Source organism: Bradyrhizobium sp. LB8.2 (genome assembly GCF_040548035.1).
GTDB lineage: Bacteria > Pseudomonadota > Alphaproteobacteria > Rhizobiales > Xanthobacteraceae > Bradyrhizobium.
In genome coordinates this window covers 40,828-61,961 of record NZ_JBEPQV010000003.1, presented here as the reverse complement: position 1 = coordinate 61,961, position 21,134 = coordinate 40,828, and the positions used below count along the sequence as shown (strand labels likewise).

The window sequence follows — 21,134 nt, the reverse complement described above, 5'->3', positions numbered from 1 at the left end:
CAATGCAGGCATGACCAGAGGAGGCGGCATTGGCGGTTAATATGTTGAACATCCACGGCCTGGGGCGGCTCGATCAGGATGCCCCGGTGGTGATGCTGAATCTGATGCGCTTCCACGAGCGTTCGCGCGACGGCGACGGATCCGGCTGGGACGCATATTTGCGCTACAGCGCCGTCACAGTGCCCATGATCAAGGCGCGCGGCGGCACGCTGCTCTGGACCGGCGACGCCAAGGCGGTCGCGCTCGGCGCGCAGCAGGGAAACGATTGGGATTTCGCGGCGCTGGTCTATTATCCCACCGTCGCGGCTTTCCTCGCCATGATGACGTCAGAAGCCTATGAGACGGAGGCCGACCCGCATCGCGTCAACGGCTGCGCGGAGCACGTCATCATTGCGACGAGCGAAGCGTACAGCAAGTTCAAGATCGGCTGACGTTGGGCGTCAGTTATGTCGCCTGCTTCCGCGACGCCACGAACACGCCGGCCAGGACCAGCGCAAAACCGATGAAGTGGAACGCCCGCGGGTTTTCGCCGAGGAACGCCATCGCCATGATCGAGCCGAACACCGGCACGACATGGAAGAACGGTGCGGCGCGGTTGGCGCCGATCAGGCGGACACCACGGTTGAAGCAGAGATAGGCGAGCGTCGACGGGAACACCGCGACATAGAACAGGGTCAGGAGATTTGGTCCGTCGAGCTTCATCAGGGGACGTGCGGACAGCTCCCAGATCTCCAGCGGAATGAGACAGGCCGCACCGCAGCCGAAAGTGAAGGCGAGGAACGACAGGCCGTGCATCGGCGGCCGCTTCAGTGTCAGCACCGAATACAGCGCGAAGATGATGAGCGCGACGATGAAGATGAGGTCGCCCTTGTTGAAATCGATGTTCGACAGCGTGGTGAAATCGCCATGCAACAGGATGATCAGCACGCCGCACATCGAGAGCAGCACGCCAAAAGCCTGCGCCGCGGTGAGCCTGATACCGAGGATGGCCAGCGACCACAGCGCCACGACAAGCGGTGCGGCCGATTGCAGCAGGAGAGTATTGAGCGCCTGCGTATGCTCCAGCGCCCAATATTGCAGAGTGTTGAAGGCGCCGATGCCCGTGATCGAGAGCGTGACCATCAGGCCGAGCTTGCCGCGGATCGCGGGCCAGTCCTGCGCCAGATGTTTCCAGGCGAACGGCAGCACCAGCAGGAAGGCGAAGAACCAGCGCAGGAAGGACAGCGTGACCGGCGGGATATGACCGGCGGCGAGCCGCCCGACGACGGCATTGCCGGCCCAGCACAGCGCGGTGATGCTGAGCAGCAGGTAAGGCTGGTTGGCGATCCAGCCGTGACCGGATGTCTCCGCGCTTGTGGTCTGGCCGGTGGCGGACATTGTGATTGTTATGGCCCCGCGTCATGCGCCGAAGCCTTCCGGCCCGGCGTTGTCCGGGCCGGCGCGTGGCCCGGCTCCTCTCAAAGACACGGAAATCGGGGCTGCATCAACGGGGGGCGGATGCATCGCGACCATGCAGCGGCAGATGCGGCGCCTTACGCTTTGGTCGAAGCTATCGCACAGCCTTGGAATATTTCTGGATTTTCAGGGGATATCAAAGGCTTGGGATGGGCTTCGGGCCCCGAAAAAGCCCCGTTCTAGCTTGCCTAGAGAGGCTGCTTCCTTTATCCGGTTGGGCTGCCTCGCGTGCGAACGGCCTCTGGCCGGGAATCAGGCTGGGCGCAGGCATGGTCCCGGAAAAGTGGGTACCGGTTTTCCGTTTGGATCATGCCGCTTACAGAGAAATCTTCGAAGGATTACCCGCGAATGGCCAATGTTGTCGTCGTCGGCGCCCAATGGGGCGACGAGGGAAAGGGCAAGATCGTCGACTGGTTGTCGGAGCAGGCGGACATCGTGGTCCGCTTCCAGGGCGGCCATAACGCCGGCCATACGCTGGTGATCAACGGCGAGACCTACAAGCTGGCGCTGCTGCCGTCCGGCGTGCTGCGGCCGTCGAAACTCGCCGTCATCGGCAATGGCGTGGTGTTCGATCCGCAGGCTTTCCTCGACGAAGTTGCAAAACTGAAGGGACAGGGCGTCGCCATCAGCCCGGACAACCTGCGCATCGCGGAGAACGTCACACTGATCCTGCCGTTGCATCGCGAGCTCGACGCCCTGCGCGAATCCTCCAACGCCGCGACCGCGATCGGCACCACCCGTCGCGGCATCGGGCCGGCTTACGAAGACAAGGTCGGCCGCCGTGCCATCCGCTTGATGGACCTCGCCGATCTCGACACGCTCCCGCACAAGATCGACCGGCTGCTTGCTCACCACAATGCATTACGCCGCGGCCTCAATCTGCCGGAGTTCGACGGCAAGGCCATCCAGGACGAATTGACCGCGTTCGCGCCGCAGCTGCTGCCCTATGCCGAGACGGTGTGGCGGCTGCTCGACATCAAGCGGCGCGAGGGCAAACGCATCCTGTTCGAGGGTGCGCAGGGCGCGCTGCTCGACGTCGACCACGGCACCTATCCCTATGTGACGTCGTCCAACACGGTGGCGGCGCAAGCGGCGACCGGCACCGGCATGGGCCCGGGCGCGGTCGGCTATGTGCTCGGCATCTGCAAAGCCTACACGACGCGCGTCGGCCAGGGTCCGTTCCCGACCGAACTCAACAACGAGATCGGCGAGGAGATCGGTCGCCGCGGCAAGGAATTCGGCGTCAACACCGGCCGCAAGCGCCGCTGCGGCTGGTTCGATGCCGTCTTGGTCCGGCAGACTGTCCGCACCTGCGGCATCACCGGTCTGGCGCTGACGAAACTCGACATTCTCGACGGCTTCGATTCGATCGACGTCTGCACCGGCTACATGCTGGACGGCAAGGAAATCGACCATCTGCCGGCGGGCGAAGGCGCCCAGGCCCGGGTCGAGCCGATCTACGAGACCATCGAAGGCTGGAAGGAGCCGACCGCAAACGGCCGTTCCTGGGCCGACCTGCCGGCCCAGGCCATCAAATATGTCCGCCGGATCGAGGAATTGGTGGGGTGCCCCGTCGCGCTGCTTTCCACCAGCCCCGAACGCGAGGATACTATTCTGGTGCAAAATCCGTTTGAGGCTTAACGATATCTTACCGGGACGTGCGCTAGTTGAGTTGAAATGGCTGATTATTATCCGCTGATCGCCCGCGCTATTGCAGCCCTGGACCCCAACGCTCCCGGCGAGAGCCGTCGCGCGCTCTACGAGCGGGCGCGCACGGCGCTGATCGCGCAGCTCCGCAGCGTGCAGCCGCCGCTCTCCGAATCCGAGATCACCCGCGAACGGCTGTCGCTCGAAGAGGCCGTCCGCAAGGTCGAATCGGAAGCTGCCCAGCGTGCCCGCGAGGCCTCGCGCCCCGGTGGCGGCGCCCGCAGCAGCGGCAGCGGCGATGCCTTCCGTCGCGCCAGCACCCGCGCCACCGAGGGCAACTCGCCCGCGCCCCAAACCGCTGCCCCGCCGCGCACCCGTCCGGCTCCGCCGCCGCCGCGCGCCGACCGGCCGTCCTTCAACGTCGATGACCAGGGCGACGCCCCGCGTGCGCCGCGGGCCCCGCGTTTCGACGCGCCGCGCCAGTCGGGTCCGTCGGCACCGCCGCCGATGCCGGAACCGCCTCCGCCGGCCGGACGTGATCGCGCCAGTGGGCGCCGTCAGCCGGACGTTGGGCCGCCGTTGCCGCCTGCACCGGGCGTACGCGGCTTCCGTGACATCACGGCCGACGCCAATGATCTCGGCGGCGCCGCCGCGCAGGCCAACCGTGCCGCGCGCCGCACCTACGCCAACGTGCCCTCGCCCTCGCCGGAATTCGACCGGCTCGAGCCGAGCCTGGAGAATCGCGCCGCCGGGGAGGCGCCCTATTCCTACGACGAATCGATCGAGGAAGCCGAGCGTTACGCGCCGCAGTCGCAGTCGCCATCGCAGCGTCCGCACATCCCGGTTCTCGACCGCAATACCAACAAGAAGCGCGCCCGCACCGGCTCCGTCTTTCCGTTCAAGAGCGCAATCGCCGTCGGCATCGTGCTGATCCTGGTCGGTGCCGGCATCCTCTGGGGCAAGCAACTGGTCCAGACCGCGAGCGGCCTGTTCAAGTCTTCGCCGACGCAGGTGGTGGAGGCGCCGAGGGATTCGTCGCAGCCGCAGAGCAAGCCGAAGATTCCGGATCGCGTCGGCCAGCCTTCAGCCAGCGACCAGCCGGTCGCGCCGGTGGCGCAGAAGGTGGTGCTCTATGACGAGGATCCGTCCGACCCCAAGGGCAAGCAATATGTCGGCTCGGTGGTGTGGCGGCTCGAGCCGATCAAGGCGTCCGGCAACCAGAAGGCCGACGTCGCCGTGCGCGCCGACATCGAGATCCCCGATCGCAAGTTCAAGATGACGATGTCGTTCCGCCGCAACACCGACTCGTCGCTGCCGGCGAGTCACACCGCGGAATTGACCTTCATCCTGCCGCCGGATTTCCCGGGCGGCAGCGTCTCCAACGTGCCCGGCATTTTGATGAAGTCGAACGAGCAAGCCCGCGGCACGCCGCTCGCAGGTCTCGCGGTCAAGGTCACCGACGGCTTCTTCCTGGTCGGCCTCTCCAACGTCGATGCCGACCGCAGCCGCAACGTCCAGCTCCTGAAGGAGCGCTCCTGGTTCGACGTGCCCCTGGTCTACGCCAACCAGCGCCGCGCCATCATCGCCATCGAGAAGGGCGCTCCCGGCGAGCGCGCCTTCAACGACGCCTTCGCGCAGTGGGGCGACTGAGGTCGCGCCTGACTGTCGTTCACCTTTCCCTCCGGAGAGGTGAACCGGGCATTCAACGATCCAACCGAAATTGAACCGGCGCTATTGAGCAGCAGCTTCTCGTTTGCGCGATCCTGTTGCGGCTGCGTGCTCGCGGTCCATCACGGCACGACAGCCGGGGCTGACCTGCGCCTTTTTGTGAACCATGCAGGCCCTGATCCTGGGGATGTCGGGGATTTCACTCGAGCACAGCCGCATGGCATCGCCGGAGCACATCTGTTGCGCTTCGGACGAGAAGGCGAGGCCGGGCGATGTCTGGAATGCGACGGCGGTGGTGGCGATGGCGAAGAGAGTTGCGATTGTCTGATAGCGTGTCATGCAGAATGCGTCCCCGAGTTCCGTGGGCTTGTGCCACTTGGTTTTTGGGGCGCCGCACGCGGCTTGATCTGCCGCATGTCACAGCCTTCACGCCGGGACCTCAATCCCGCATGTGGTCGCTCGATCTCTCGTGATGTGCGAATCGAAAAGTGCTGCGCCGCCCGAGCCAAGTATGCGCCATTGTCACGCGGCCGCAATGGGACGCAAAAAGGAATTCGCAATTGTTGCGTGCACGTCACGCACAAAACGGCGCGCGCGATCAGATCAACCGATCGGAGGATACGCTCGCTTGTTCCGCGTCGCCCGCGCCAAGCCCTGCGGCGTGTTCCTCGACGGCGGTGACGCCTCTTGCTGTGAGTTCGAACAGATCGCCGTCTTTCATCACGTAACCGTCGGCGATCAGCTGTCCCACCTTGCCTTGCCGATCGTCGGCGAAGGCAACGGACTGACTGATGTCCCTGAGGATCGAGAGCTGTTCGTCGCGCAACATGGCTTCACTCTCCGTTCGAGCGGAATGGTCCGGTCCTTACATGCCGTGGCTCTGAAACACCTTCTTGCAAGAGCGCGACAGCTTGGCTCTGTTGGCCTGCAAGCAGCCTTGTACCGCCGTGTCGTTGCCGAGGTCTTTGCGGCACAGTCGCGAAGCATCGCGCGAGCAGGCCTGCTGTTCCTGCGGGGTGCCGCCATGACCTTGCGCGCGCGCAGGCAGGCTCGACAGGCCGGTCAGGACCGACAACGCGATCGTCGTCAGAAAGAACAGTTCGCGGGACATCGGCGGCTCCAAATCTGACAGGTGAGTTTCAAGTCCTGTCTGAACTCGTCGCTATGCCGCTTGTTCCCAAAGGCAGAGCCCGCACCCCGCTATTCAAGGTTCCCGCGGCACTGCTATAACAGGGCGAAGGATGGGGGTGGTTGATGAAACGCTATCTGGTGTTTGCGCTGGTCGGCCCGTTCGTGGGCGGGTTCCTGCTGCTGCTGACGACGACTTATCAGTCCGGCTATTGGGCCCAGACCAATCTCGGCGAGGTCGGCAAGCTGTTCGCAGTATTCTTCAAATCGCTGCAATACAGCTATCTGTTCGGCTTCCTGCCCTCGCTGATGCTCGGCGCGGTCGACGATATTCTGGTCCACGTCCGTCGGATCGGCCCGGTGCTGCGGATGCTGCTGGTCGGCGTGTTCGCTTTCATCCTGGCCTCCCTGACCTACAGTTCGCGCGGGCCGGATTCGGGCGCGGTGCAGTTCATCCTGTACGGCCTCGTCGGGTTCGTGCCGGCGGTGATTTCATCCTGGCTCGTGCATAAATATGTCGAGGAGCCGCTGCCAGCGGCGGCGCGGAGCTGAGCGCACAACCCCTTGATCAGGGCCGCAGCAACCTCCGCCGCGCTGGCGCGTTGCCTTGAGATCATGACCATGTCCGATGACGATATTCTTGCTCCACGCCGATCCCGTTCGGGAAGCCGCTCGGGTGCGGCCTCTTCGGGCACCGAGGGGCGTGGGCCGATCATCGACCAGGACGGTCGCGAGATCCGGCCCGAAACGCTGGAGCAAGGCTTTCGCGAATTTCGCTTCGAATTCGGCAAAGATAATCCATTTGCTGGCAGCCCGTTCGGCAATCTGACGCGCGAGCAGCGGATCGCGCGGATCGAGGCGATCGCAAAGCTGCTCGACGTCGCTTTCGTCCTGCCCGGCACCAATATCCGCTACGGCATCGACGGGCTGATCGGACTGATCCCCATCGTCGGCGACATCATCACGACCGCGATCTCGCTGTGGCTGGTGCGTGAGGCCCGCGCGCTCGGCGCGCCCTGGTACCTCACCGCGCGCATGCTCGGAAATGTCGCCGTCGACGGCGTGGTCGGCATCGTCCCGTTCGCAGGCGACGCCTTCGACGTCATGTTCCGCGCCAATATGCGCAACGTGCGCCTGTTGCGCCGCTGGCTCGACAAGCAGCCGCGCACCTGACACTCCCCAAAACGCAAAAAGCGCGACGGCTTATGGCCATCGCGCCTTCAGCGCACATCGGAGGCTTGCGATATAGCAGGCTTGCGATAAAGCAGGCTTGCGAGAAAGCTTACGCGGCGTCGGCGTCGGCGTTCTCGACGGGCTCAGGCTTGCGGTGACGGGGCAACGGGAAGGCTTCGCTCTCGTAAAGCGAGCGGATCCCGTTCTGGTCGAAGCGCGCTTCCTCGACCTGGAGATAGGCGCCGTTCAGCGAATCCGTCGGCAGCTGCTCCATTGCGAACTGCACGGCTTCGGCCGCGGTACCAAACCGCCGATAGGTGAAGCCCGCGCGCTTCTTCTTGCGGATCGCGGCGGGAAAGAGTTCGGCGGAGGTGTTGAAGTTGAACGGACGCAGTGGACGCATGGTCAAAGACCTCGTGATCGCTCTGGGGCTTTAAGCGCGTGGGATTTGGACGGGCGGAGGCCACGATCAGGTGGGCCCGCCGCACATGTCATTTTCGTTCTCTAATATAGGCCGTTTTGACAAAATTGCGACCCCTGCGATGAGAGATGATGAATCCACGCATGGCAGGTCCGCGACTTGGAAAGTCGAAATAATATCAATGGCTTGATTGGTTTATAGCTTACCGAGGAGCAGCAGCACGAGCAGCACCACCAGCACGAGGCCGCCGATCCCCATGCCGGAATGGCCCATCCCGTAGCCGTAGCCACCGAAGCGGCCCGACAGGCCGCCGAGCAGATAAATGATCACCAGGATGATCAGGATGGTCCCAAGCGTCATGGCATCCTCCCTGGCGGCCGCCGAAACACGATGGTCGGCCGCACCGCCAAAGAAGAAAAGCACATCGCGTCCCCCGGTTCCATGACGGAACCGGGGGACACGCAACGATTATTTCGGCTCGAGCTTCAGCGCCGCCGAGTTGATGCAGTAGCGCAGGCCGGTGGGTCCGGGGCCGTCAGGGAAGACATGGCCGAGATGGCCGCTGCACTTGGAGCACAGCACCTCGGTGCGGATCATGCCGTGGGTGACGTCCCGCTCCTCGTCGACATGGCTCTCGACGGCGGGCTGGGTGAAGCTCGGCCAGCCGCAGCCGGAATCGAACTTCGCATCGGATTCGAACAGCTCGTTGCCGCAGCCGGCGCAGGTATAGGTGCCGGCGCGGTGGTCGTGCTCATATTCGCCGGAGAAGGGACGCTCGGTCGCCTTCTCGCGCAGCACCGCGTACTGCATCGGCGACAACTCGCTGCGCCATTGCTCTTCGCTCTTGATGACCTTGTCGTCTGTGGTTTTCGTCTTGGTGTCGGGCATGGGTCTCCCGTGTTTTTTGGTGATCTCGCGATCAGTTGGTGGCCTTGCTGGCACTCACCAGCGTCGGCTTCTCGATGTAGTTATCCGCGAACAGCTTTTTCAGGTTCTCGACCTTCGGGAGATCGTTGTAGGCGATATAGGGCTGGTTCGGGTGCAGCGTCAGATAGTCCTGATGATAGGCCTCCGCCGGATAGAACGCCTCCAGCGCGCCGACCTTGGTCGCGATCGGCTTGCTGAAGACCTTGGCACCGTTGAGCTGGGCGATATAGGCTTCGGCCACCTTCTTCTGCTCGTCGGAGGTGGTGAAGATCGCCGAGCGATATTGCGTGCCGCTGTCGGGTCCCTGCCGGTTGAGCTGGGTCGGGTCGTGCGCCACCGAGAAGTAAATCTGCAGGATCTTGCCGTAGGAGATCTTCTTCGGATCGTATTTGATCTCGACCGATTCCGCATGGCCGGTTCGGCCGCTCGAGACAGTCTGGTAGTCGGCCGTCGCCTTGGTGCCGCCAGCATAGCCGGAAACCGCGTTGAGGACGCCTGCGGTGTGTTGGAACACGCCCTGCACGCCCCAGAAGCAGCCTCCGGCGATCACGGCGGTTTGGGTCCCGCTTGCGGGTGCCGCATCCACTGCGGGAGTTGGGATCACGACCGCATCCTCGGCGGCCCGGGTCGGCGCGGCAAAGGCCAGCGTCAGGGCGGTGGTTGCGGCGAGCAGGGACAGGATGGCAGGTCGGCGCATGGCGATCCTCTTTCGGAAGGTCTGACAGTCTAGGGCGGTTGGAGCCGGGCGAACAGCCTGCCCGGCATTTCCAGACATTCGAGATACGGGCCGGCCGGGCGATTGTTACGGCCGGACGGACACGAGTCTGTGAAAAACGTGGCTTGGGACAGTCCGGCTTGGCGAGGACCGGAACTCCGCGCTAGATGAACCCGCGCGATCGGTGATCGACCTAAAGATTGATGGCTGGAGCTGACCTGACAACATGCTGCGCGTCATATCCCTGACCCTCGTCGCCGTGCTCGCCGGTTTGGCCGCCTGGAGCTCGATCGCGGCGGCCGGTCCGCAATCCGGCGACGACCTCGCCATTTGCCGCGACCGCCAGGCGGATGCGCAGGCGAGGGCACAGGCCTGCGACAATCTGCTCAACGCCGACCGTGTCACCGGCAAGGACAAGGGCATCGCGCTCTCCGTGCGCGGCAATACGCTGATCAATAAGCGCGACTACGTCCACGCGATCGAGACCTTGTCCATGGCCGTCGATCTCGATCCCGACAACGTCGTCACGCTCAATTTGCGCGGCCTCGCCCATGAGCGGACGGGCCAGGACGACCTTGCGATGGCGGACTACAACCTCGCGCTCCAGAAGCGTCCGACCTACGGTGTGCCCTACAACAACCGCGGAATCATACAGCTGCGCCGAGGTGCGCTGCAAAGCGCGCTCGACGATTTCAACCTGTCGATCAAATACGCGCCCAAGTTCCTGCTCGGCTACACCAACCGCGCCCGCGTCCGCACGCTGATGAAGGATTTTGACGGTGCGATCGCCGATTTCGCGGAGGCCGAGAAGATCGAGCCGGCCGCGCAGCAGATCACCAGCAACCGCTGCATCACCTACGGCATGATGGGCAAGTTCGACCAGGCCTTCGCCGACTGCAGCCGCCTGATCGAGAAGCAGCCGAAGAACACTTACGCGATCAACAATCGCGCCGACGTCAACATGTTGAAGGGCGATTTCGACGCCGCGCTGAAGGACTACAACACGGCGATCCAGATCAACCCGAACAACGTCCGGGCACATTCAGGCCGCGGCCAGATCTACGAGCGCAAGAAGGATCTTGCCCAGGCCCGCGCCGACTATCGCGCGGCAGCCTATTCGCTGACGAAGTTCGACGAGCTCGACGTCGCGCGCGCCCGCGCGATCGCGCGGGAACGGCTCGCCGCGCTGACACCGCAGGCGCCGGCCGGATCAACGGGGCGCCGTGTGGCGCTTGTGATCGGCAACGGCGCCTACAAGAACGTCCACGCCTTGCCCAACCCGCCCCGCGACTCGAAAATGATCGCAAGCGTACTGCGCGATGTCGGCTTCCAGACCGTGATATCCGTCAGCGACCTCACCCGCGACAAGTTCTTCGAAGCGTTGCAGACGTTTGCCGCCGAGGCGGAGAAGGCGGATTGGGCGGTGGTCTATTACGCCGGCCACGGTTTCGAGATCGGCGGCGTCAACTATCTCGTTCCTGTCGACGCCAAGCTCGCCGCGGACAGGGACGCCGAGACCCAGGCGGTTGCGCTGGAGCAGGTGATTGCCGCCGTCGGCGCCGCGCGAAAGGTGCGTCTGGTGATGCTGGATGCCTGCCGTGACAATCCGTTCGCGCCGACCATGCAGCGCACGCTGTCGCTCAAGTTGGTCGACAAGGGCTTTTCCAACATCGAGCCCGGCGCCGGCTTCATGGTGGTCTACGCCGCCAAGCACGGCGAGACCGCGATGGACGGCGATGGCGACGCCGACAGCCCCTTCGCCACCGCGCTCGCCCGCGAAATCAAGGTGCCGCGCGTCGAGATCCGAAAACTGTTCGACATCGTCCGCGACGACGTCTGGGTCGTGACCAAGCACGAGCAGCAGCCGTTTTCGTACGGCTCGCCTCCGGGGCGCGAGGATTTTTATTTCGTCGCGGGGAAGTGAGAGAGCAAATGAAGCCGCGATGCCGGTATCGTAGAGTGGACAAAGCAAAGCGTGCCCACCGTTCTTACCGCGTGCTTGGACGAATGGTGGGCACGGCGCTTCGCGCCTTTGCCCACCCTATAGCCGCGGAGCTTTAGACCACAATGCTCAGCCGCTTCGCCGCCCGCGTGATCCCGGTATACAGCCATCTCGCTCGGCTCTCCTGAAACGCAAAGCTCTCGTCGAATAGCACGACGTCGTCCCATTGCGAGCCCTGCGACTTGTGCACAGTCAGCACATAGCCGTAGTCGAACTCGTCATAGGGCTTGCGTTGCTCCCAGGCGATCGCCTCGACGCCGCCTTCGAAGCAGTCGGCGCGCACCGAGACCTTCGTCACCTTGTGGCCAAGATCCTCGTCCGGCGACAGCCGCATGCTGAGAATGCGCGATTTCGAGCGCGTGGTGTTGCGCGATTTCACGCGCCACAGGCCGCCGTTGAACAGGCCCTTCTTGCGGTTGTTGCGCAGGCACACCAGCTTGTCGCCGGCGACCGGAAAGGTGTCCTCGATGTTCTGGCGCTGACGCACCCGCATATTGTACGCGCGCCGCGTGTTGTTACGGCCGACCAGGACCTGGTCGGCGGCCATGACTCGATCGGGATCGAGCTCCTTGCGCGACACCACCTCGCTCTCGCCGTAGCGGCCGATGTCGAGCTCACGTCCCTCGCGGACGTCCATCGACATCCGCACGATCGGGTCGTCCTGGGCCTGGCGGTGCACCTCGGTCAGCATCGCGTCGGGCTCGGTATTGGTGAAGAAGCCGGCGCCCTGGATCGGCGGCAGCTGCGCGGGATCGCCCAGCACCAGCAGCGGGCAGTCGAACGACATCAGATCGCGGCCCAATTCGGCATCGACCATCGAGCATTCGTCGATCACGATCAGCTTGGCCTTCGAGGCCGGGGCGTCGTCCCACAGCTCGAAACTCGGCTGTTCCTCGCCGGATTCGCGGGTGCGATAGATCAGCGAATGGATGGTGGAGGCCTCGTCGCAACCCTTGTTGCGCATGACCAGCGCCGCCTTGCCGGTGAAGGCAGCGAATTTCACCTCGCCGTCGACGCCGTCGGCAATGTGCCGCGCCAGCGTGGTCTTGCCGGTGCCGGCAAAGCCGAACAGGCGGAACACCGGCGGCGTGCCGTTGCGGCCGGGTTTTGCCTTCAGCCAATCGCCAACGGCTTTGAGCGCGGCATCCTGATGCGGGGTGAATGTGGCCATGTCTGTCTTGAGGAGGGGCGAAACGGAGCGATTCGCAATCCCCAAAACTAACCATTCGCACCGCCGGTTCAAGCGCAGGACAATCGCATTTAACTGCCGTTTCCCTGCCGCCCATCCTTCGAGACGCCCGCCTTTGGCGGGCCCTCAGGATGAGGACGGAGTGCGCGGCAGCGCTTTCGACAGGCAAAGATGCCGCTCAGCCTCGTCCTGAGGAGACCGCAAAGTGATGGTCTCGAAGGACGAGGCGCTCGCTCAGGCCAAGCGGCCCAAACATGTGCTGATGGCGCACACTGCTACGTGCGATCGAGGAATCGTTCTCCCGCACGACGGAATTGCTGCTCCGTAGACAGCGCCGCCTCGCGCATTAAGATGAGCGCAAGAACAATTAGCGGGCAAGAAAACTTGGGAGAGACGGCGTCATGAAGTTCGGCATCTTCTATGAGCTGCAACTGCCAAGGCCCTGGGTGGCCGGCGACGAGCTCAGGCTCTACCAGAATGCGCTCTCGCAGATGGAGCTCGCCGACCGGCTCGGCTACGATCATGCGTGGGTTGTCGAGCATCACTTCCTCGAAGAATACTCGCATTCGCCCTCGCCGGAATCCTTCCTCGCGGCGGCTAGCCAGCGCACCAAGAACATCAGGCTCGGCCACGGCATTCTTCAGCTCACCACCAATCATCCGGCGCGTGTCGCCGAGCGCGTCGCGGTGCTCGACCTGCTCTCCAACGGCCGCTGCGAGTTTGGCATGGGCGAGAGCGCGTCCATTACCGAGCTCACGCCGTTCGGCCGCGACATGGAAACCAAGAAAGAAGTGTTCGAGGAGGCCGTCGCTGCGATCTTCCCGATGTTCAAGGACGCGGGCTCCGAGCATCACGGCAAGTACTTCGACATCCCGTTGCGCAATGTCGTGCCAAAACCGGTGCAGAAGCCGCATCCGCCGTTGTGGATGGCCTGCTCGCAGCTGCCGACCATCGAACGTGCCGGCCGTCATGGCTTTGGCGCGCTCGGCTTCCAGTTCGTGAGCGCGGACGCCGCGCATGCCTGGGTGCACGCCTATTACAACGCCATGACCAAGCGTCTGGCAAAGCTCGCCGACTATGAGATCAACCCGAACATGGCGTTGGTGTCGTTCTTCATGTGCGCCAAGACGGACGAGGAGGCCCGCGCCCGCGCAGACGGCGCCACCTTCTTCCAGTTCGCGCTGCGCTTCTACGGCGCCTCGCAGAACCGCCAGCGTCCCGCGCCCTACACCGTCAACATGTGGGACGAGTACAACAAGTGGAAGCGCGACAATCCCGAGGCGCAGGAGGCCGCGCTGCGTGGCGGCCTGATCGGCTCGCCCGAGACCATCCGCAGGAAGCTGAAGCGCTTCCAGAGCTCGCATATCGACCAGGTGATCCTGCTTAATCAAGCGGGCAAGAACAGTCACGAGCATATCTGCGAATCGCTCGAGCTGTTCGGCCGCGAGGTGATGCCGGAATTCCAGAACGATCCGGCCCAGGCGGCCTGGAAACAGGGCGTGATGAGCGGCGAGATCAAGCTGGAAGAGATCGACACGGAGGCCTTCACCGACCGCTACGGCAAGCTCGCGGTCAGCGTGGCGCCAGCGAAGGCGGCGGCGGGGTAGGACATCATCCGCCCTCCGGTCGGGAATCCCAAAGCACTGGGCGCATTGATCTGCTTCTACAAACCGAGCGCGAGGACGTGTACTCATAGACGTCGGCTTACCAACGCAAAGCGGAGGTCTCCCACCTTGCGGGTGATCGGCGGCTTATGACCCAGAGCAGGCGCGCTAGCCCTCGGGCACCCCGGCCGCGCGCAGGCCCACATAGATACGCTCGTGCTTCACGCGAAGTGCGTAGCCGCCGAAGCGGCGGATGGTGAAGCCAGGATTGAGCGCAAGTCCCGCCTTTACTGCGGCTCTGGCCTGATCCAGCGAGCCAACCAGTGCTAGTGCGGCAGCTAACCCAAAATGGGTAAGGGGGTGATTTCGGTTCGCCTCTATGCCGCGCCGGAACCAGTCGATCGCTTCAGAATCTGCGGCAAGCTGTAACTTGGCAAAGCCGACCAGCATCAACCAATCGAAGGCAAAGATATCGCGCGGAGAGAGACGAAATGCTTCATTGATGTGGGCTTCAGCCTCTGCCTCCTGACCTATCAGAATCTTCGCGGCCCCAACACGTGCGTGGGCGTCGGCTAGATTCCGATCCAACACCAATGCACGCTCACACTCAGCTATGCCGTTAACCGCGCGATGGGTGGCATTTAGCAGGGCGCCCAAGGCTAGATGGCCAAAGGCGTTGTTCGGAGCTACGGACACCACCTTTAAAAGAATTGCTTCGGCTACTGAGATCAGAGCTCGCCGGTCGTCGCTCATGCAATTCAATCCGACGATCAAATCGACGACTGCCATCCAGATCATCGCTTCGATATTCTCGGAATCGAGGGCTAACGCCCGCTCGAAATTGCCCCGAGCTTGCGCCAAACATTCGGGCGACCACCCCCTGTACAAGAGCGACTTCCCTTGGAAGTATAAGTCCATTGAATCGGGATGTGGTGATCGTATCGCACGCCTCACCTCGGCTTCGATCAGTTGTGTATCCAGTGTATTGGCAAGTCGCGATACGATCTCGTCCTGCATATCGAACAGATCAGCAAAGGGCTTGTCAAACCGATCGGTCCACAACTGTGCACCGGTTTCAGCGTCGACAAGCTGGGCGCCGACACGCAGCCGATTACTGCTCCGCTGAACCGAACCTTCCAGCACATAGCGAACATTCAACTCACGGCCGACTTGCCGGAGGTCAAGCGTTTTGCCCTTGTACGTAAACGCGGTGTGTCGGCCAATGACGAACGAGCCGCTGATGCGGGAAAGGTCGGTGGTCAGGCTTTCAGTGACGCCATCGGCAAAGTAGTCCTGCTCGGAATCACCGCTGAGATTGACAAAAGGCAGCACAACTATAGAAAGGCGCGGGGTCGAAAGCGCGAGCGACCGCGCATTCTCGGGTCGCGGAACAACTCCATCCCCGACGATGGCGTAAGCTCGCACTGGGCGGTGAATGTTCTTGAGATTCTGCTCGCCCAAGTCAACGAATGCGACCCCGACCTTGCCGCAAACATGTTCGTAGGTGGACGACGAAATGCATATGCCCCCGGGCTCCGCAATGCTCTGCAGCCTTGCTGCTATATTGACGCTATCCCCGAAGATGTCGTGGGGCTCAACGATGACGTCACCGATGTTGATGCCCACCCGAAAAGTAATACGCCTGTCCGCCACCTCAGCGGCCGTAAGTTCCTTGATGCGGGTTTGAAACTGCACCGCGGACCGAACCGCCTGCACAGCGCTTGGAAATTCTGCCAACAGCCCGTCGCCGGTGTTCTTCACAACGCGGCCGCCATGTTCGGCGATCGAGGGATTGACGGTACCCGCGAGAAGCGCGGATAGTTTGATATGGGTGGGCTCCTCTTCGCTATGCATCAGTCGCGAATAGCCGGCAACGTCGGCGGCCAATATGGCCGACAACCTTCGCTCGACCTGGGTTAGTCGGTCCTCGCCCATGGCGCCGTGACCTCTCAGCGGCAATATACGACAGACCCGTTGAGATGGCCACATGAGCTAATGTCGCTTCTGGCCCATCTGCGACCTCGGAAACCATCCGCTCTTCGGCCGCCGTTGGCGGTGACCGGGCATCAGGCGGCCAGCCGCTTGATGAGGAGATGCCCTGGTCCAACCTTCCCACCTACGTCACCTGAGAACTTCAGCCTCGGATCGGACCAAAGCTTTGGCTGGAGCCGACATGAGCTCCATGGCTGGAATTTACTTGGTCTCATTTTTGGTTTGGACGTTCTGAATGGGTCCGTCCCCCGGGTTCTACTGCACCCTTCCATCGGACGCGGACAGATTGAGACCACCGCCGGTCCCGTAGAGAACCATGTGAGCCGAGCTGACGGCGTCGACAGCGAGCGTGGCACGAGGATGTTTTGCAGCATTGAACATCGTCAAGGACGCATCCTGATGATCATTCAGGGACAGCACGGCCCGGGAGCGCTGCTCTGTATCGAGGAGCGACACCGAAGGTGCGCCGTCCTGGCGAAGCCCGATACTGAGACGTACCTTCTCGCGGCTGTCGAATAACGAGATATGCGGCGTTCCGTCGGACGTGGATGAGATCAAGGCGACGATTTTGCCGGTGTCATTACGCAAGGCGATGGTTTCCACGGCCAAGGTCTTGGCTTTGACTGTGCCGGCGCTGACGGTCGAGTGCCATTGCGAGGCAAGGATCGCCGCAGCCGCCATGATTGTAGCGCCCAGAACGCTCCATCCCATGGCCTTCAGTGATCGGTCCTGGCGCTGGATATGTGATGCCAGAGCTTCAAGCGTGGGTTCTGCCTTGAGCATTTGCCTTCGAGTACGCTTGAAGCCTGAGCGAGTGCGGATGCCTGGGGCGGATTCTACCGCACCAGCAGCGGATGCTAGTCACCTCAGCGGCCGCCCGGAAGGTAATTGTGCTTGCAAGTCTCGATGTTCTTGCTTCGGTTCGGGTAGTCGGCACCGAAGGCCCCCACGTATTTCAGGCAGTCCATGTATGGCTTGTTTCCCATCCACCCGTATTGCGAGCCGAAGCCTGCTGCAGCAGGTGAATAGTGTCCGGATCCGAGGAGAGAGCCGAGCCCAACGAGGGCAGCGAAGAGAGCAAAGCGAGCGGTTTTCATGCGAGGTCCTCCTGTTTTTGGGCGGCGGGTTGCAGCCAGGATGCAGAGTGCCGCAACTGCTGCGCACCTTCAGTGACGCACGTCACGGGCGCTGCGATCGGCGTTTGGCGCGGATTTGCTGCCGCATATTCCTTCCAGGGCTTTCCAGTCAGAGTCTCTACAGGCAAACTCCATCGATGGCAGGTCTCTTGGCCACTGTCGGCGCATGCGGTGGCGAAGGATTGCGGCATCGTCTCAGCTCTCCCCGGCCCCTAACACGTGACCCCCCGGAGTCGTCATGGCAAAACACCGGATCTATACGACGAGCTTCGCAAGCGTTTACCCGCTTTACGTTGCGAAGGCGGAGAAGAAAGGACGCACCAAAGCAGAGGTCGATCAGATCATCTCCTGGTTGACAGGCTATGGTCAGACGGAGCTGGAAGCTCAACTGGAACAGCGAACCGACTTCGAAACCTTCTTTGCGAAGGCCCCTAACATCAATCCTTCGCGCACCCTGATCAAAGGCGTGGTTTGCGGCGTCCGGGTCGAGGATGTCAAAGAGCCGACGATGCGAGAGATCCGCTACCTGGACAAGCTGATCGATGAGCTGGCCAAGGGAAAAGCAATGGACAAGATTTTGCGGCAAATTGCTTCCTGAGTCGCCACCCTTCGTCCACTTGGCTCGGCGACGTCGCGGGAGATATCGGCAACACCCGCCTTTCGCCGCGCGGCCATTGCTGCTAAATTTCATCAAAATGCGATAGGGAGAACACGATGCGCCCTCACGGGAGGCCCGCGAATCCGGCGGCTGGCGACATCGCGCCCGCGGTGCTCGCGATCGGCCGCCCCGACTTTCCAAATGTCCTGATCGACACGCTACGTCGGCAGGCCGATGTCGGGCATTGCATGGTGTTCGCGCTGAGCCGTGCCGGCGCCGCACACTGCCTGCTCGATGCCGGCAACATCCCGATCGGCGGCGACCTCGGCGCGGCCTATGCCGGGCAGTTCCACGAATTCGACCCCAACCGCGATGCGCTGTTCGAAGGGAAGGGGCGCGCGCCGATCGTACTGCCCGCCTTCGCGCCCCGTATGTACGGCGCGCGCTACCGAAAAATGTTCTTTGTGGATTCCGGCATCGTGGACAAATGCGCGACCGCGATCTGGGTCGACGACACCTGCTTCTACGTCAATTTCTATCGGATCGCCGCCCAGGGTCGCTTCAGCGCCGAGCAGCACGAGCGGCTCCGAGCCATTGCACCTGCAATTGGCGCGAGCGTGGCGCGCCACTTCCAGCAAGGCGCGGCGACCACCGACCAGACTCTCGCCACGTTGTTTGCGACGCACACGCCGCTCGCCAGCCTCACCCCGCGCGAGCAGGACGTTTGCCGTCGTATCCTCTCCGGCTTCAGCTCCGAGGCGATCTCGCAAGCACTCGGCATCAGCCTGCATTCGACGCTGACCTATCGCAAACGCGCCTATGAGCGGCTTGGCATCTCCTCGCAGAGCGAGCTGTTTGCCATCGTGCTGCGCCTGCTGGCTGGCCCCCGCAGCCTGAATTAAGGGAGCTTCAGGTCCGCGAAGAGTTCGCCGTTAACCATCCCCATGGTTCCCAGTCTGAGCGAAATCGCTTCGAAGTTTCTTAAATTTTGCCGCGTACCTCTCTTGGGCATGGTGACCTGGGGAAAGACATGAGTAAGCGGGCCAAACGTGGAAAGGCAGAGACGTTCGCGCTGCCTATGGCCGGGAGAGTTGCGATTGGCGCCGTGGCCATCGCGGCATTGGGGTACAGTTTGCTGTCTCGCCCGGCGAGCGTGCAACCGATCCGAAAACCGTCTGCGAACCAAGCCATGGCGTCGTCAACTCCGGTTTACGTGTCAACTCCAGTTCATGCATCAGCGCCGGCTCCGATTCCGGCCCCGGCGCCTCTGGTCGAACCACCAAAAGCTGCTGATGGCCCCGGAGCATTTGTTCGGCAGGTCATTGACTACACCAGCCACCAGGCGCCGGGCACCGTGATCATCGATACCGGAAACACGTTCCTTTATTTCGTTCTGAACGACAGGCAAGCGATGCGCTACGGCATCGGTGTTGGCCGCGAAGGTTTCACGTGGTCCGGTGAACAGACTGTGGCCCGTAAAACAGAATGGCCGGATTGGCGTCCGCCTGCGGAGATGGTTGTGCGTCAGCCTTATCTGCCGCGGTTTATGGCGGGCGGCCCCGGCAACCCGCTCGGCGCTCGGGCGATGTATCTAGGCGAGACCGAGTATAGAATTCACGGCACCAACAAGCCCGATACGATCGGGAAGCGGGTTTCGTCCGGCTGTATCCGCCTCACCAATGAAGACGTCGTGGACCTTTTTGAGCGGGTGAAGATCGGAGCGAAAGTGATCGTGCTTCCAACAACCGCTGCCCGTCGACCATCCGAGCGAGCACCGCCCGACGCCGCTTCCCGATCGCCGGACCCGGCGTTGCTGTCGAACCGACCCTCGGCAATTAACGCGCAGATGCAGTCATCTGGACCGAAGATTGCCGAGGCCCAGTAACTCCCATTCCGTCCGTCCCTATCGCTAGGGACAGACCCGGGCCGCGGAGTTCGCTAGTCTGTCCTGAAGCACAGGAGAATTCAGGGGAGGCCGTCTTGAGCACCGCGCCGCGCATCGACATCGACCCTGTCGCGTTCTGGGCCGACCCCTACCCGATGCTCGCGACAATGCGTAAAGAGGCGCCGATCGCCTTCGTACCGCAACTCGGCTCGACGCTGCTGACGCGCCGCGACGACATCTCGATCTCCGAGAAGCAGATCGACGTGTTCTCCTCGCACCAGCCCGCAGGCCTGATGAATCGGCTGATGGGCCACAACATGATGCGCAAGGACGGCGAGGCGCACCAGGTCGAGCGCCGCGCGATGTTTCCGACGGTGTCGCCGAAGACGGTGAAGGCGCACTGGACCGCGCAATTCCAGGCGCATGCTGACCGCATCATCGATGCAATCGTTCCGGGCAGCCGGATCGACTTCATGCGCGACTTCGCGCTGCCGTTCTCCGGCGAATGCCTGAAGTCCATTACCGGCCTCACCAATATCGGCTTTGGGGACATGGATGCATGGTCGCAGGGCATGATCGAGGGCATCGCCAACTACACCGGCGATACGGCCGTCGAGGCGCGCTGCCATGCGGCGACATCAGGCATCGATGCGGCGATCGACGACATCCTGCCGGTGATGCGCAAGCATCCTGACCGGAGCATCCTTGGCGTGCTGCTCGCTTCGGGCATGTCGATGGAGAGCGTGCGCGCCAACGTCAAACTCGCGATATCAGGCGGCCAGAACGAACCGCGCAAGGCGATCGCCGGCACGGTGTGGGCGCTGCTGTCCCATCCCGAGCAGCTCGATCTCGTGCGCAAGGGCGAGGTGACCTGGCTCCAGGCCTTCGAGGAATATGCCCGCTGGATCTCGCCGATCGGCATGTCGCCGCGGCGCATCGCAAAGCCGTGGAGCATCCGCGACGTCTCGTTCGAACTTGATGAGCGTGTGTTCCTGATGTTCGGCTCGGCCAACCGTGACGAGCAGCATTTTGAGCGCGCCGACCAGTTCGACGTGCGGCGTGACACCGCCAAGAGCGTCGCGTTCGGCGCCGGTCCGCATTTTTGCGCCGGCGCCTGGGCCTCGCGCGCCATGATCGCCGATGTCGCGCTGCCGACATTGTTCGCGCGTGCCCAAAAGCTCGAGCTTGCCGACGACGAGCCGGTGCGGATCGGCGGCTGGGCGTTCCGCGGGCTGCAGAACTTGCCGGTGAGGTGGCTGCATTAGCCCGCCAGAGGCGGGTCCATCCCGAACGCCGCCACGATCTCACCTTGCCTCCGTTTTGCCCGACGAGTCAAAACGAATTTCGGATATACGTAAGTCATTGTTTTCGCATGCCCCGGCTACTGTGCATGGGGTTGTTTTCGCGGTTTTTGGTCCGGTCGCGAGTCTCGAGACCCAACGCGCTCGGCATTCACATCCGCGTGCAGAAAAATTCCATCTTCATTCGCTCCACCGCTTGAAAGATTAATCGTGCGCGCGGCACCGGGCGCAGTGCTCGCATCGCTATTTTCTCGCGCGTCTCGACACCTCCGATAAGTCGCACCATCATTTGG

General features: G+C 62.8%; 23 protein-coding genes. 11 read left to right on the top strand and 12 right to left on the bottom strand.

The window, feature by feature from the left end:
* The first annotated feature begins 41 nt into the window (after positions 1–41).
* Positions 42–431: a DUF1330 domain-containing protein gene (locus ABIB06_RS04760; RefSeq protein ID WP_456649760.1), complete on the top strand. Its 390-nt coding sequence runs from the start codon at positions 42–44 to the stop codon at positions 429–431.
* 13 nt (positions 432–444) lie between these two features.
* Here the strand turns inward: ABIB06_RS04760 and ABIB06_RS04755 are convergent, their stop codons facing one another.
* Entirely contained in the window at positions 445–1,377 is a 933-nt protein-coding gene (locus ABIB06_RS04755; protein WP_354044987.1) for a DMT family transporter, read from the bottom strand.
* Positions 1,378–1,803: 426 nt separating this feature from the next.
* On the opposite strand from ABIB06_RS04755, the gene ABIB06_RS04750 reads away from it, so the two are divergent.
* On the top strand, positions 1,804–3,096 hold the full coding sequence (locus ABIB06_RS04750) for an adenylosuccinate synthase (protein ID WP_247343225.1): 1,293 nt from the start codon (positions 1,804–1,806) through the stop codon (positions 3,094–3,096).
* A gap of 36 nt (positions 3,097–3,132) precedes the next feature.
* The gene (locus tag ABIB06_RS04745) at positions 3,133–4,752 is read left to right on the top strand and encodes a hypothetical protein (RefSeq protein ID WP_354044989.1); all 1,620 of its coding nucleotides are present in this window, start codon (positions 3,133–3,135) and stop codon (positions 4,750–4,752) included.
* Between the two features lie 81 nt (positions 4,753–4,833).
* Here ABIB06_RS04745 and ABIB06_RS04740 read toward each other — a convergent pair whose 3' ends face one another.
* The 3 genes from ABIB06_RS04740 to ABIB06_RS04730 all read right to left on the bottom strand — a co-directional run bounded on the left by ABIB06_RS04740 (position 4,834) and on the right by ABIB06_RS04730 (position 5,881).
* Positions 4,834–5,109 (bottom strand): hypothetical protein, encoded by a 276-nt coding sequence (locus ABIB06_RS04740; protein ID WP_247343230.1) that lies wholly within the window; start codon positions 5,107–5,109, stop codon positions 4,834–4,836.
* Between the two features lie 259 nt (positions 5,110–5,368).
* Positions 5,369–5,599: a hypothetical protein gene (locus ABIB06_RS04735; RefSeq protein WP_247447535.1), complete on the bottom strand. Its 231-nt coding sequence runs from the start codon at positions 5,597–5,599 to the stop codon at positions 5,369–5,371.
* A 36-nt stretch (positions 5,600–5,635) separates the two neighbouring features.
* A complete protein-coding gene (locus ABIB06_RS04730; RefSeq protein WP_354044991.1) occupies positions 5,636–5,881 on the bottom strand; it encodes a hypothetical protein in 246 nt (81 codons plus the stop codon).
* Positions 5,882–6,024: 143 nt separating this feature from the next.
* Here ABIB06_RS04730 and ABIB06_RS04725 point away from each other — a divergent pair, with 143 nt between their 5' ends.
* Positions 6,025–6,450, top strand: coding sequence for a DUF5413 family protein (locus tag ABIB06_RS04725; RefSeq protein WP_247447536.1), 426 nt, complete (start codon positions 6,025–6,027; stop codon positions 6,448–6,450).
* Positions 6,451–6,513: 63 nt separating this feature from the next.
* Positions 6,514–7,071, top strand: a complete 558-nt coding sequence (locus ABIB06_RS04720) for a DUF4112 domain-containing protein (RefSeq protein WP_354068590.1) — start codon at positions 6,514–6,516, stop codon at positions 7,069–7,071.
* Between the two features lie 109 nt (positions 7,072–7,180).
* On the opposite strand, the gene ABIB06_RS04715 is transcribed toward ABIB06_RS04720, so the two are convergent.
* From ABIB06_RS04715 to msrA, 4 genes are all read right to left on the bottom strand, one after another.
* On the bottom strand, positions 7,181–7,474 hold the full coding sequence (locus ABIB06_RS04715) for a hypothetical protein (RefSeq protein WP_247343240.1): 294 nt from the start codon (positions 7,472–7,474) through the stop codon (positions 7,181–7,183).
* Between the two features lie 213 nt (positions 7,475–7,687).
* Complete coding sequence (locus tag ABIB06_RS04710; RefSeq protein WP_211394774.1) at positions 7,688–7,852, bottom strand: DUF3309 family protein; 165 nt, start codon at positions 7,850–7,852, stop codon at positions 7,688–7,690.
* Between the two features lie 108 nt (positions 7,853–7,960).
* The gene (gene msrB / locus ABIB06_RS04705) at positions 7,961–8,380 is read right to left on the bottom strand and encodes a peptide-methionine (R)-S-oxide reductase MsrB (protein ID WP_247343242.1); all 420 of its coding nucleotides are present in this window, start codon (positions 8,378–8,380) and stop codon (positions 7,961–7,963) included.
* Between the two features lie 31 nt (positions 8,381–8,411).
* The gene (gene msrA / locus ABIB06_RS04700) at positions 8,412–9,116 is read right to left on the bottom strand and encodes a peptide-methionine (S)-S-oxide reductase MsrA (protein WP_247343245.1); all 705 of its coding nucleotides are present in this window, start codon (positions 9,114–9,116) and stop codon (positions 8,412–8,414) included.
* Between the two features lie 244 nt (positions 9,117–9,360).
* Here msrA and ABIB06_RS04695 point away from each other — a divergent pair, with 244 nt between their 5' ends.
* Positions 9,361–11,058 (top strand): tetratricopeptide repeat protein, encoded by a 1,698-nt coding sequence (locus tag ABIB06_RS04695; RefSeq protein ID WP_354068588.1) that lies wholly within the window; start codon positions 9,361–9,363, stop codon positions 11,056–11,058.
* Positions 11,059–11,191: 133 nt separating this feature from the next.
* On the opposite strand, the gene ABIB06_RS04690 is transcribed toward ABIB06_RS04695, so the two are convergent.
* A complete protein-coding gene (locus ABIB06_RS04690; RefSeq protein ID WP_247343252.1) occupies positions 11,192–12,307 on the bottom strand; it encodes an ATP-dependent DNA helicase in 1,116 nt (371 codons plus the stop codon).
* A gap of 419 nt (positions 12,308–12,726) precedes the next feature.
* Between ABIB06_RS04690 and ABIB06_RS04685 the strand changes: the two genes are divergently transcribed.
* Positions 12,727–13,932, top strand: a complete 1,206-nt coding sequence (locus ABIB06_RS04685) for an LLM class flavin-dependent oxidoreductase (protein ID WP_354044999.1) — start codon at positions 12,727–12,729, stop codon at positions 13,930–13,932.
* Positions 13,933–14,097: 165 nt separating this feature from the next.
* Here ABIB06_RS04685 and ABIB06_RS04680 read toward each other — a convergent pair whose 3' ends face one another.
* From ABIB06_RS04680 to ABIB06_RS04670, 3 genes are all read right to left on the bottom strand, one after another.
* Positions 14,098–15,864: an adenylate/guanylate cyclase domain-containing protein gene (locus tag ABIB06_RS04680; RefSeq protein WP_354045001.1), complete on the bottom strand. Its 1,767-nt coding sequence runs from the start codon at positions 15,862–15,864 to the stop codon at positions 14,098–14,100.
* Positions 15,865–16,176: 312 nt separating this feature from the next.
* Positions 16,177–16,704 (bottom strand): hypothetical protein, encoded by a 528-nt coding sequence (locus tag ABIB06_RS04675; RefSeq protein WP_354045003.1) that lies wholly within the window; start codon positions 16,702–16,704, stop codon positions 16,177–16,179.
* An 83-nt stretch (positions 16,705–16,787) separates the two neighbouring features.
* The gene (locus ABIB06_RS04670) at positions 16,788–17,018 is read right to left on the bottom strand and encodes a hypothetical protein (protein ID WP_354045005.1); all 231 of its coding nucleotides are present in this window, start codon (positions 17,016–17,018) and stop codon (positions 16,788–16,790) included.
* Between the two features lie 277 nt (positions 17,019–17,295).
* On the opposite strand from ABIB06_RS04670, the gene ABIB06_RS04665 reads away from it, so the two are divergent.
* From ABIB06_RS04665 to ABIB06_RS04650, 4 genes are all read left to right on the top strand, one after another.
* Positions 17,296–17,655, top strand: coding sequence for a DUF2200 domain-containing protein (locus ABIB06_RS04665; RefSeq protein WP_354045006.1), 360 nt, complete (start codon positions 17,296–17,298; stop codon positions 17,653–17,655).
* A 116-nt stretch (positions 17,656–17,771) separates the two neighbouring features.
* A complete protein-coding gene (locus tag ABIB06_RS04660) occupies positions 17,772–18,557 on the top strand; it encodes a helix-turn-helix transcriptional regulator (protein ID WP_354045008.1) in 786 nt (261 codons plus the stop codon).
* Between the two features lie 128 nt (positions 18,558–18,685).
* Positions 18,686–19,540, top strand: a complete 855-nt coding sequence (locus tag ABIB06_RS04655; protein ID WP_354045010.1) for a L,D-transpeptidase — start codon at positions 18,686–18,688, stop codon at positions 19,538–19,540.
* Positions 19,541–19,635: 95 nt separating this feature from the next.
* Positions 19,636–20,805 (top strand): cytochrome P450, encoded by a 1,170-nt coding sequence (locus tag ABIB06_RS04650; RefSeq protein ID WP_354045012.1) that lies wholly within the window; start codon positions 19,636–19,638, stop codon positions 20,803–20,805.
* The last annotated feature ends 329 nt before the right edge of the window (positions 20,806–21,134 follow it).